Here is a 13,161-nt window from a genome sequence, read left to right as displayed (position 1 = left end):
ATTTCAATGGCTATAGGATATTGGCGAAACAACCGCTCACAATTAAAACTCGATAATAAAAATGATCAAAACATGTCTGGTATTTTTAGGTAGTAATTTCCCTTTATTCAAATCAGGACAGCACTAACAAAGTTACTAGTAAAAAAATTTAGCTGAATTGACGTTTACCAAATAAGGTACTGGCTTGCTTTGCTTTTCTGAGAGCAAGTTTACGATTGCGACTAAGCATCATTTTAAGCTGCCATGCCTTTTCTTTATATAAAGTCTTAACAGGCTGATCGTACATCGCATTTATCACGCGTTTGCTTGCCAGCACCGCATCAGGAGAGCGTTCTGCAAATTCAGCAGCCAGCTTCTGGGCTTGTTCAAGAGGTGATTCACTACAGTGGCTAATCAAACCTAACTCTTTGCCTTCATTAGCATCGATGATACGGGCGCTCATGGCGAGCTCTTTTAGAGTATCTTCTCGTAGAACCCCAAACGCCGATTGTGTCAGCCCCATGTCTGGCACTAAGCCCCACTTAGCTTCCATAATAGATAGCTGACAGTTAGGGTTGCTGATACGTACATCACAAGCCAGTGCTAGCTGTAGTCCAGCGCCGATACAATATCCTTCCAATACCGCTATGACGGGAACTGGCAGATCACGCCATACCAAGCACACCCTTTGGAATGCACTTTGCCATGGCTTAATCAACTCCCAAAGCGCAAACGCCGTATTTTTTGGATGATTTAAATCTCCTAAATCAATACCTGCACAAAACGTCTCCTCTGCCCCATTTAGAATGACTGCGCGTACGGTTCTGTCTTTGCTGATACGACCTGCCAACTTAATCAGCTCATTGATTACCTGAAAACTCATGGCGTTTTTTTTATGGGGACGATTTAAGGTAACCGTCAATATATTGTCTGTGATACTAACTTGTAAGGTCTCATACTGATAACTTGCAATCGCGTTCATAACAATCCTTATTAATGAATAAAATAAATATGATACTTATATTCATAATATTAGCAGGCTTGTCTTTATTGTACCGTAGTAATAACTGACTCCCACGATACTATAATCAGTTTTATATACATTAGGTACAGGTGGTCTAGCTAGTAGCAATAAGTGAATTTAACGAAATCAATTATCAGCTTTTGTACTTCTATAATTCTGGCTATGTTGCTTTAGCCTCACGTTATATCATCTTCCATGTCATATCATTCTCGCTCAAGCGATGATAATTAAGCTGCGGATAAGAAGATAAATCTACCTTTTGTAGATTATCTAGTGCCGTTAATAATGCCTCATAATACGGCTCAATCATTGCAAACTGCACAGGCGTTGTATGCTGTACATTCAGCAGGCACTTATCTTCTAAATCTTGGCTAGCTTGACGCAGTTGCGGTACACCTGTATATCGACTACCACCCAATATGCGATGGGCAATTTGTGCCAGCATGTTGCGGTCATGAGTTGCCCATGCCTGAATGAGGGCTTGCTTTTCATCATTGATAGTATCGATCATCATGATAATAAGCTTGGCCGCCAACTCAGGTTTGTTCGCTGAACGAGTGAGCGCGTCTTGCCAATCTAAAATGTTTGAGGTATCGCTTTTGCTAATATTATTGTGACCAAGATCATTATTAATTTGCCCCTGTAGAGTCGAATTAGCGTTAACGGTCCTATCTTGAGGGCTTCTGTCTTGAATGCTTGGGTCTTGAAAATTATCGATAGACTCTGTCGGTGCTTGTAATAATGGCGATTGACCTTGTTTCTGTAGGCGTAAGCTCTCGTAGCGCGGCGGAATATCACGTGCGGCATCTCGTCTATAACCTTCACGAGGCTGACTATCGCGCAAATAGTCGTCACGGATTTTTTTCAAGGATAGTGGTCGGGTAATTTTTGGCTCACCACCCAAAGAAGCCTTATTGTAGTCGCCCTCTTCTTCTCTGATCATTGGATAGGTAGCTGTTGAAGTACCTGCAAATACATCTGAACTATTTTGAGTCTTTTGACTGTCTACACTGTTAGAGAGCAAATCGTTCGATAAGTCATTGTCATTGATTGAGTAACCGCGTAGCGAATCAATAGTAGGTAGTTCAGCTTCTGATGAGTCAGTGTTCTGTACATGAGCATCTTCTAAATTAGTGCCCTGTGGATCAGAATGCTGTAAGCCAAAATTCTGGAAATCTGTATCAGACAACCCTGTCAGTTGTGGTGTGGCACTTTTACGACCTAGCCATTTCTGTAGCACTTGCAATAATTGAGGTTGGCTAATAGGTTTGCCAACATAGTCGTTGATACCACTGGCTATGAGTTTGTCTCGTTCATCTGCCAACCCATGAGCTGTCAGAGCAATAATAGGAATACGACTATCCGCATTTTCAATACTTCGAATTTGCTTAGCTGCCTCATGACCTGACATACGCGGCATTTGAATGTCCATAAATATCAAGTCAATATTATCTTTGTCTTGAGTAGCTGCCTTGTCGTCAGCGCTCGTGTCCTCATGATAGAACGCACTATTTGTTTTCTTATTTATCTCATCACGTGTTTCCGCTTTAGAGAGTTGCGTTTTACTCGATAGGCTCTGCTTATCACTCTTCACAGCTTTGAGGTTCTTGGTTTGTTGTTTACTGACAATCTCGATAGCATCAAACCCACTGCTTGCAGTAACTACCTGAATACCAAGCTCGCTCAACAGAGCATCTAGCACTAGTAAATTGGGCAGATGGTCATCAACTGCAAGTACAGTAACTCCTTTCCAACGTGGCTCCTGCATGGTCTGCGGCGTACTGCGGCTTTGAGTATCAAGCATCGCATACAGTTGTCTTTTGTCTAACGGCTCATACAGTATATTGGCATGATAGCGGTTAAGGAGCGCTTGATCGGCCGCCACTTGATAGCCAAATACGGCAAGCTTACCTTGATAATGCAGACGAATTTGCTTGAGGAGCGCCATCATATCGTCTTGTGTGTCATCATCAACGATGACCCAATCCCAATAGTTCCCATGCTCTTTTAATGATTCCAGTACACCTGGTAATGAGTTAGCTTGAGTCAGCTTAATCGGCAAATACTGTAAACTGGCCTTGAGTACCTGTATCGAAGCGGTATGATTGATCCAAACCAACACATTAAATTCATCAGTCTCGCTTGCCAGTGGCGCTAATACTGGCAACTCAATTGTCTGTCCTGTAGCTGCCTCTAACACATCGACATGCGCTGGCATGCGAAACCAAAACGTTGCGCCTTGATTGGCAATGTTCTCTTGGGCATTATCGTGAAACCCGATATCACCGCCCATCAAGCGCGTTAGCTGCTTAGAGATAACCAGACCCAATCCTGTGCCACCATACTGACGCGTAATAGATGGATCACCTTGGCTAAAGCTCTGGAACAGCATTTTTTGATCTGCAACTGAAATGCCCTTTCCGCTATCTTGCACGCTAATCATCAGATAATTATCACGGTGGTCATCTAAGCTCACACGCACTACTACATCACCACTATCTGTGAACTTAATGGCATTACCAACAATATTGGTCAATACTTGTTTAAGACGTAGTGCATCACCGTTGATACGCATTGGCACATCATTGTAAAACAGTACCGCCATGCGTAAACCTTTCTCTGCAGAAACAGGAGATAGCATATCGACCACATCATAAATAGTGTCATAAAGGTCAAACTCATGGCGATCTAATACCAGCTTACCTGCCTCAATCTTAGAAAAATCTAGGACATCATTTACCAAAGCAAGCAAGTGTGCTGAAGATTTACGTATGGTCTGTACATATAAGTCCTGCTCAGGATTGAGCTCACCGTGACGTGCCAGCAAATTAATAAAGCCATCGATACTATTCAATGGTGTGCGCAGCTCATGACTGATATTGGCCAAAAATGCAGACTTTGCTTGGCTGGTTGAGATGGCTGCATCACGCGCATTACGAATAGAGATGTTTTGCATTTCCATCTCATCAAATGCCAGACGTAAATCATCCTCGGTCTGCTCTGCATGGTCTTTGAGCTCTTGAAAGCTTCTATGCAAGCGGCGCAACGTTCTGACTAAATCCTGCTGCAATAAATTCAACTCACCATCTGACTCCACTGGTACAGGTTGGTATAAATTATCAACATGGGTACGCTGTAGTTGCAAACGAAGCTCATAAATTGGGGCGATCCAACGTTTCGAATAGATATTTAAGCTCAGTAGTAGAATCAAAATAGTAAATAAACCAGTAATTACCAAGGCCATCGCAATACGGTAGCGTGCAATATAGAGCGGTTCATTATCCATATCGACGAGTAACCACAAAGTCTGTCCTTCAAACTCTCCCAAAACACTGCCATATGCAGTACCAATAGAGGTTTGCTTTTGTGATAAGAAGCTTTCTTTGGTATCAATGGATGGCCACGATTCCTCTAGTCCGTAGCCAACTGCGGTTAGCACCTGATTATTTTCGTCAATGATAGCAATGCGCTGTACATGCTGCTCAGACTGCATGCGACCCAGTTTATCCTGGATATCCTCAAGCTTCGTTATGACAGTCTGAGGCGCATCGCCTATATAAATTTCACTAGTGACCTGCTTACGCTCTTGCTCTAACAATTCAGGAATCAGTTCAGCTATGACAGGCGTGTAGCGAATTAGTACAGCCTCAGCTAAAACTTCTTGCTCTGAATTACTGGCACGCATGGTTTCATAAAAAACCAAAATACCGCCGACCGCAGCCAACACACAGATGGGCAAAAACACAAGTATGACCAGTTGACCATAAGCACTACTGGTATCGAAACGTTTTTTATATGCCATGCTAGGTCTACTCTCTACTAAAGTTTTTGCCGTGAATTTTCATGATAATGTTAGTTTTCATAGTACGTGCAGCGTGTCGTATTAAAGTATCTGGGCAAGGCGCTACTATTAATAAAATCACTTAGTATCAATAAGGTTATCAGTTTTGACGAGACAGCTAGTATACAGCTCAAGATTATCTTAACAGGATTCTATCAGTTCTGGTCAAGCATTCCGTATGATGAACAACGTGACAAACAGAGTGCCAATTAATCTGTATCAAATAGAAGATGCCTTTGAGCGAAAATCATTACTATTGCAACCCTCAACGCAACATTGATATTGACCTGATACAGTGACTATTAATCCTTGATGCGATAAGCGCAGCTGAAAACAAAATGATATAATAAAGCCACTTTTTATTTACCACAATATATCGCTCATAGTCATAACATATGAGAGTGCACTCTACTGCCTTTCGTTTTTAGCTCGCTTATCATCTGATATCCTATATACAAAGCGACTGTCTAAAACTATGATCAAACAATAAAAACAGCGCTTCCATCAAAAACAAGCCATTAAAAACATATTTAAAAAATAGAAAAGGATACTTTATGTCCACTACGGCCATGTCGAATGCTAATTTTACTACTCAAACCACCACTCTCGCTGATTGTGTCGGTCAAACACCGTTGGTGGAGCTTCAACGTCTGCCTGAGCAAGAACACATCGCCAATGGCGCCACAGTATTAGCTAAACTTGAAGGTAATAACCCAGCAGGTTCTGTAAAAGATCGTCCTGCTTTTAATATGATTTATCAAGCAGAACAACGCGGTGATATCAAGCCTGGCGATATGTTGATTGAAGCCACTAGTGGTAATACTGGTATTGCCTTGGCCATGGTCGCTGCGATGCGTGGCTATCCAATAACGTTGCTGATGCCAACCAACTCTACCCAAGAGCGTAAAGACGCCATGATTGCTTATGGTGCAACGCTGATTGAAGTAGACGAAGGTATAGAAGCCGCGCGTGATTTGGCCATGCAGATGCAAGCAGATGGCAAAGGGGTGGTATTGGACCAATTCAATAACCCTGATAACAGCCAAGCACATTACCTGACTACAGGTCCTGAGCTATGGGCACAAACTGAAGGTAAAATTACGCATTTTATTAGCTCAATGGGCACAACAGGTACGATTACAGGCGTGTCACGCTATCTAAAAGAACAAAATCCAGACGTCAAAATTATTGGTCTACAGCCTGACGAAGAAGCCTCTATTGCTGGTATTCGCCGTTGGCCTGCTGCTTATATGCCAGGCATTTTTGACGCAGATTTGATCGATGGAATGATGGATATCGATCAGCGTATTGCTGAGGTTTATATGCGTAAACTAGCAAAAACTGAAGGTATTTTTGCTGGGGTCTCTTCAGGTGCAGCTGCATGGGCAGCAACCCAAGTCGCGAAAGAAAATCCTAATGCTGTTATAGCCTTTATTGTTTGCGATCGCGGAGATCGTTATTTATCAACGGGTTTATATAATGTTGACGACAGCAATACGGATAACGGCGCAGAAATTAATTAATATATAAAAACGCCGCTTAGTATTGTTAATTCAAAAAATGCAAAGCATCACTGTTCAGGTCTAAACGTAATACTTCAAGCAAGGTTAATGTTGTTATTCTTTTATAATGGATTAACCATAAGCTCGTAAATAGTCAGGATTATCTATGTCACAAGCGCTACCATCCGATCCTATATTGGTTTTTGATATCGAGACTGTCGCCGATGTCGATGCAGCACGCCGTATCTATCCGCAATTGTCTGATCTCAATGATACAGATGCGTCAAGCGCGCTGACAGCCATACGTACGCAAGAGGCTGGGCATGATTTTATGCGCCTTCCACTGCAGCGTATCGTCTGTATCTCAGCGTTATACATAAAGGATGGTAAGTTATCTCTGTTTTCCTTGACTGCTGATAAATTTAGTGAAAAAGAAATCCTAGCCAAATTCTTTAGAGCGTTTAACGACCTTGAGACACTACCACAACTTATTAGTTGGAATGGCTCAGGCTTTGACATACCTGTACTGATATATCGTGCCATGCAGTATGATTTGTCAGCACCATGGCTGTTCGAAGAAGGCGAACGTATCAAAAACATGCGCTTCGATAATTATGTAAATCGCTTCCATACACGTCATCTGGATCTGATGGATCGGTTTAGTCAGTACGGTGCTAGTCGCCGCGAAGCCATGGATATTGTCGCAAGTTTATATGGATTACCTGGTAAAACTGACGTAGATGGTAGCATGGTTGGTTCGCTTGTCAATACAGGTGACTGGCAGACCCTATCTATATACTGTGAGTCTGATGTTATGAACACTTGGCTTATTTATTTGCGCTGGTTACGTTTAACAGGGCAGTTATCTTCACAGGATTTTGATGGTTGGCAGCAGCAGAGCTATGACTATCTGGCAAAATATACCCAGACTGACGGTAGCCCAAGGCATCACGAATTTATCGCTGACTGGTCATCGGCACCAGAATTATAGAGATCGCATTATTAGTCGTTTTATTTCCCTCTTCTAGTTATTTATTATTAAGGCAGGTTTATGCAACCCACCGATTCAAAAACATCTACAGCATCTGACATGGCAGCGCAAAACAGTAATACTCAAACGGATGAAGCTCAAACAAAAGATACCCAAACGATTGTCATTCCGCCTAGTAAGAAAAAATCTAAGCCATCTTCAAAGACACGTCGTCGTCTAAAAGATGCAGAGCCACTTCCATTTAATGTTGATGGCTTATCACATGATGGTCGCGGTGTTGCTGTGTATGGTAATGGTTTTGATGTTGCTGAAGGTCATGCCGAAGACAAGCACGGCAAAAAAATCTTTGTCAGCTTTGCCCTACCAGGTGAAAGCGCTCTAGTAAAAATAACTAACAGTCGTGCTAGCTTCGAAGAAGGCGATGCCATTAGTATCACCGCCAATCCGAACCCTGAACGCGCTGTACCACCCTGCCCGCACTTCGGTACTTGCGGCGGTTGTAACTTGCAGCACTGGCAGCCAGATGGACAGATAAACTTTAAACAGTCTGTACTGGCTGAAATGCTAATGCATCAAGCCAACGCGAAGCCTGACAATTGGCTCGCTCCTGTGGTTGGTGATCGTCTTGGTTATCGTACCAAAGCGCGTTTGGGCGTGCGTTATGTTGTCAAAAAAGAAACAGCGCTTGTCGGCTTCCGTGAGCGTTCAAGCAACTTCTTAGCAGAGCTAAATGAATGTCATATCCTAGATCCACGTATTGGGTTCGAGATTGAAAATCTAAAGAAGCTTATTAGCACTTTGGAGAGCCGTGACAAAATTGCTCAGCTTGAGCTTGCAATGGGTGAGCAACTGCCAGAGCTACCCGACGGCAATCAGCCAGTTGCACTCATCGTACGTAATTTAGAACCATTATCAGACGCTGATATAGACAAACTAAAAGTGTTTTTTGCGGCGCGTAATTGGCAGCTTTATCTGCAGTCTAAAGGCGTTGATAGCATCCAACGTATCGCTTTGACAGACGCTGATGATTTGAGCGAGCAATTCGGGCGTTTGTATTATCAATTGCCAGAGTATGATTTGACTTTTGAATTTATCCCTACTGACTTTACTCAAGTCAATCTATCGGTCAACCGCCAGATGACCAAGCTTGCCTGTGACTTGTTAGACCTAAAAGCAGGAGAACGCGTACTGGATCTATTCAGTGGTTTAGGGAACTTTAGTTTGCCAATAGCGCGCCTCGTTGGCGAGACAGGCTCAGTAGTCGGTGTCGAAGGCAGTGAAGCCATGACCGAACGCGCGGCTGACAATGCTCGTCGCAATGGTATTAGCAATACTGAATTTTATAGTCAAGATTTGACACAGGACTGTACTGACAAGCCATGGGCCAACCAAGGCTTTGATGCGTTATTGATTGATCCACCACGTTCTGGTGCTTGGGAGATTATGCAGTATTTGCCAAAATTTAATGCTGAGCGCATTGTCTATGTCTCTTGTAATCCAGCGACCCTTGCTCGTGATACAAAAGCACTACTAGAACAAGGTTATCGATTGACGCATGCTGGCGTTATGGACATGTTCTGCCATACAGGTCATGTTGAATCTATCGCACGTTTCGAAAAAGTAGCGGTTTAACCTTTCAGTATTCAAAAATGATTAATAGTTGAATCTGATTAAAGAAATAATTAAGCGTTATTACAATTACTTAAGACGACTCAAAGCTCTGATAATTTTGTGCTGATAAATAGTCATTATTTAATTTAATTGACCACAACCGTACATAGGCTAGCTTGATTTGTCACTTTAAAATGAGATAATAGCAAACAATCTTTCTATGTTTATGATGATGTTTCCAATCGCTACATAGTAAGTATTTGCACTCATAGCTTTGTATATTTTACGCGCGTTTTATGACTGCTGAAAATAATGTTTTTAGCAGTTGTATCGGTTTATACCTGACACTTTATCGATCGTTAATTAAAAGTGTATGCATAGTAAATGAGGTTGTAATCAATTCAAACTAGCTAAGAGGAGTCGGTTGTGGTAAAAATTCGTGAAGGATTACCGCTGGTGGATGGACAGACCACACAGGCCGATAGTGCAACACTTGCGGCGCAACTGGTGGCGAGCCAACGCTCTCACCAGTCAGCTAACAGCTATGCCCAAATTCCTCTCGATATCAAATACCAGTTGGCAACCCATAAGCTACATACTACTTTTGATCGCTCAGCCGCACACACTTATCACTTGCATGATCCTCAAACTGAAGACGAGTATTTGGACGATACCAATGCGTCATCAAACGAAGAGCCTGAGGCAGTCGACTTGGACCAAGCCAATATCGACGTACCTACTTGGTTAGATAATGTGGCCCAGCGTATTGGACAAGAATCAGTACCCAACCTAAGTGCAGCTTGCGAGTTCATCCGCAGTCATATGAATACCAGTGAATCTGAGCGTTCAGGCGCTTATGTTACAGGTATTGGTATGACCGATATTTTGACCTATCTTTATCAAGATGAAGATGCACTAGTCGCTGCGATGCTATATCGTAGTGCACGCAAATCAATCATTAGTCTTGCTGATGTTGAAAAAAACTTTGGGCCAGATATTTTAAAACTTATTAAAGATACTCTTGCGATGGGTAAGCTTTCGGAGATTATCGAGAGTAATAAACGCTTAGAAGATCACTTCGTCAATAATCAACGTGATCAGCTATCAAATATTTATAGTATGCTCATCTCTGTGACTAATGATGTGCGCGTGGTACTTATAAAACTGGCTGAACGTACTTTTGCCATGCGTGAATTGACTTTTTCTAGTCAAGAGCGTCAAACGCGTGTCGCACGTGAAGTCATGACTATTTATGCGCCTTTAGCGCATCGACTGGGCATAGCACAGTTGAAATGGGAACTTGAAGACCTAGCTTTTCGCTATCTTGCCCCTGACCGCTACAAAGAAATTGCAAAGCTGCTGTCAGAGAAACGTAGCGAACGTGAGTCCTATATTCAGCGTGTACAAGACAAATTAAATGAGTCATTAACAGATGCCAGTATCGAAGGCGAAGTATCTGGACGCGTCAAACATATATACTCTATTTATCGAAAAATGAAGCTTAAAGGTTTATCTTTCGATCAGCTTTATGACATTCGTGCTTTGCGCATCTTGGTTAATAGCCCTTCTGACTGCTATCACGTCTTAGGCCTAGTACATGGTTTATGGCGTTATATTCCTGAACAGTTTGATGATTACATCACTAACCCTAAGTCAAACGGTTACCGCTCTCTACATACTGCTGTAATCGCTGAAAATAAATCACTTGAAGTTCAGATTCGTACTCATGAGATGCACTTTGAGGCTGAGCTTGGTATGTGTGCGCACGTCAATTACAAAGAAGGCTTAAAGAACAAAAAAGACAATTACCTGAATCAAAGAATCAGCTCATTACGCCAATTACTGTCTATTAATAATGAAACACGTAATCAGCTACGCTCACCTTCCTTAACAGATGACGAACTCGATGATACGGAGCTCGATGAAGAGGAGCAACTCGTTGACTTTGATGAGCTGGAACGCATTTATATCTTTAGTCGTGATGGTGATATTATCGAACTGCCGAAAGGCGCAACTGTTCTGGATTTTGCCTACTATGTCCATACTCAAGTTGGTAACCGTGCACAAGCAGCTCGCGTCAATCAGCGCTATGTCCCACTGACCTATCAGCTAAAAACAGGTGAGCAAGTTGAGATTACCACCAAAGCATCGCGCGAGCCTAATCGTGATTGGTTGGTGGCTTCGTTAGGTTATATTCATACCAATCGTGCTCGTTCAAAACTGCGTCAATGGTTCAATAAGCAAGACCGTGATAAAAATATTGAAATAGGTCGCCAAATGCTTAGCAAAGAGCTTGAGCGCCTATCTGTCCATCCTAACAGTATTGATCTGAACGACTACATTCAGCATTTTCATGTCAATACGACCGATGATATTATCGTGGGTTTAGTGACAGGTGATATTGGTCTCAATCAGCTGACCAGTCATATTTCCCGTCAGCTACATCTAGAACCTGAGATACCACCAGAAAATTTTGCACCTCATGTAGACAACAAAGATACAGGGAAGCTCGATGCGTACAAAATACATATCGATGGTTTAGATAATATCGAAATTAATCTAGCAGGCTGTTGTCACCCTGTACACGGCGAACCAATTGCTGGATACATCACTTTATCTCGTGGCGTCAGTGTTCATAATCGCGGCTGCCCAGAGTATCTACGTCTGGTCGAACGTGATCCTGAGCGTAAGATAGAAGCCGCGTGGCAAGTCCAAACTGGTCGTTATCAGCCCGTAGATATTCATGTTGAAGCATACGATAGACGCGGGTTGCTGCGTGATTTGACACAGATAATTGATAAAGAAAACGTTAACATTCGCCAAGTCCAAACGCTAAGTAATGACGACAATATTGCTTTTTTAAAGTTTCATATTGAAGTTTCAGGGCTGGCGCATTTGTCTAAACTGTTAGCAAAGTTAGAACAACAGCACGGCATTTTACACGCACGCCGTGCAGTCGTGTAAATGAAACCTTAAGCCAGTAGTTGTTTATTCCATAATAAAGTTGTCAAAAAACACTATGCCTGAATTACCTGAAGTAGAAACCACTAAAGCCAGTCTTGACCCATTATTGGGGCAACAGGTAGTTAATATTAAAGTATTCCAACCGAAGCTGCGATGGATGATGCCTGATAACTTAGACTCTTTGATTAACCACACATTGGATAGTGTCGAACGCCGAGCAAAATATTTGATTCTCAACTTTTTGCCAGCAGTAGCCCAAAATAACTCTACAGTTTCGGCTAATTTAGTTGAACCACGTCAGCTTCTTGTTCACTTAGGAATGTCAGGTAGCTTACAGCAGCATAGCAACGATACTGATAAGCGTAAACATGATCATTTAGTTATTGTTTTTAATGATGCGGATGGTACAAAATCTCAATTACACTACTACGATCCAAGACGTTTTGGCTCAGTATTATGGTATGAAGATTACGGTCATAAACTACTAGACCATCTAGGTCCTGAACCACTTTCAAAAGATTTTACCGCAGATTATCTGTACAGCCTGATCCAACGTATAGATTTGCCCAGTCAAGATAGTAATGGGATATTGTCAGATAATACTAAAAAAAATAAGCGGCAGAAGCCTATCATCCGAGCTATCAAGTCGGTCATCATGGAACAAGAAGTCGTAGTTGGTGTTGGCAATATCTATGCAACTGAAAGCCTGTATCTATCTGGTATCCACCCTGCCACTCCTGCCAATCAACTTTCATACGATCAGATTGTTTTCTTAGTTAATCATATTAAAGATATTTTAAAGAAAGCGATAGAATTGGGTGGGTCAACACTACGAGATTTTACAGTAGCGAGTGGACAGACTGGTTATTTTCAGCAAACTTTAAATGTGTATGGTAGAAAAGGAGAAAACTGTCTACAATGTAGCACGACGCTAGAAAACATCAAGCTTACTGGTAGAGCCAGTGTTTATTGTCCAAGCTGTCAGCCAGTAAAATAGATTAGTAATTATAATTAGTTTAATTATAATCTATCTCATTTAGATGAAGTTAATCTATGTCTCGAACATTTGCCAGTAAATAGTTGATATGTATTCAAAACTATAATCATATTATTCCCGTTTTTATTGCTTATTGGCGTACATCTTGCTTTAATAGTGCTAGCGCTTACATAAATAGTGCATATTGTTTATTTTTCTGTAATATTCAGCATACCTATCGTCGCCGCAAGATTCCTGTGTGAAGATCGCAGC

General features: G+C 41.9%; 7 protein-coding genes. 5 read left to right on the top strand and 2 right to left on the bottom strand.

Features of this window, described 5'->3' with window-relative positions:
• Positions 1-148: 148 nt before the first annotated feature.
• Both ACT3QR_RS09340 and ACT3QR_RS09335 read right to left on the bottom strand, forming a co-directional pair.
• Positions 149-961, bottom strand: coding sequence for a crotonase/enoyl-CoA hydratase family protein (locus tag ACT3QR_RS09340; RefSeq protein WP_444521079.1), 813 nt, complete (start codon positions 959-961; stop codon positions 149-151).
• 223 nt (positions 962-1,184) lie between these two features.
• Positions 1,185-4,805 carry an ATP-binding protein gene (locus tag ACT3QR_RS09335; protein WP_444521078.1) on the bottom strand — a complete coding sequence of 1,207 codons (3,621 nt, stop codon included), beginning with the start codon at positions 4,803-4,805 and terminating at the stop codon, positions 1,185-1,187.
• 593 nt (positions 4,806-5,398) lie between these two features.
• On the opposite strand from ACT3QR_RS09335, the gene cysM reads away from it, so the two are divergent.
• The 5 genes from cysM to mutM all read left to right on the top strand — a co-directional run bounded on the left by cysM (position 5,399) and on the right by mutM (position 12,909).
• Entirely contained in the window at positions 5,399-6,367 is a 969-nt protein-coding gene (gene cysM / locus ACT3QR_RS09330) for a cysteine synthase CysM (protein ID WP_444521077.1), read from the top strand.
• Positions 6,368-6,512: 145 nt separating this feature from the next.
• Positions 6,513-7,337 carry a 3'-5' exonuclease gene (locus ACT3QR_RS09325; protein WP_444521076.1) on the top strand — a complete coding sequence of 275 codons (825 nt, stop codon included), beginning with the start codon at positions 6,513-6,515 and terminating at the stop codon, positions 7,335-7,337.
• A gap of 60 nt (positions 7,338-7,397) precedes the next feature.
• On the top strand, positions 7,398-8,969 hold the full coding sequence (gene rlmD / locus ACT3QR_RS09320; protein WP_444521075.1) for a 23S rRNA (uracil(1939)-C(5))-methyltransferase RlmD: 1,572 nt from the start codon (positions 7,398-7,400) through the stop codon (positions 8,967-8,969).
• A 405-nt stretch (positions 8,970-9,374) separates the two neighbouring features.
• Complete coding sequence (locus ACT3QR_RS09315; protein WP_444521074.1) at positions 9,375-11,912, top strand: RelA/SpoT family protein; 2,538 nt, start codon at positions 9,375-9,377, stop codon at positions 11,910-11,912.
• Positions 11,913-11,967: 55 nt separating this feature from the next.
• On the top strand, positions 11,968-12,909 hold the full coding sequence (mutM, locus tag ACT3QR_RS09310) for a bifunctional DNA-formamidopyrimidine glycosylase/DNA-(apurinic or apyrimidinic site) lyase (protein WP_444521073.1): 942 nt from the start codon (positions 11,968-11,970) through the stop codon (positions 12,907-12,909).
• The last annotated feature ends 252 nt before the right edge of the window (positions 12,910-13,161 follow it).

Source organism: Psychrobacter sp. AOP7-B1-25 (genome assembly GCF_052376195.1).
Lineage (GTDB): Bacteria > Pseudomonadota > Gammaproteobacteria > Pseudomonadales > Moraxellaceae > Psychrobacter.
The sequence above is the reverse complement of the archived record's forward strand: the minus strand, read 5'-3'. Positions and strand labels throughout refer to the sequence as shown.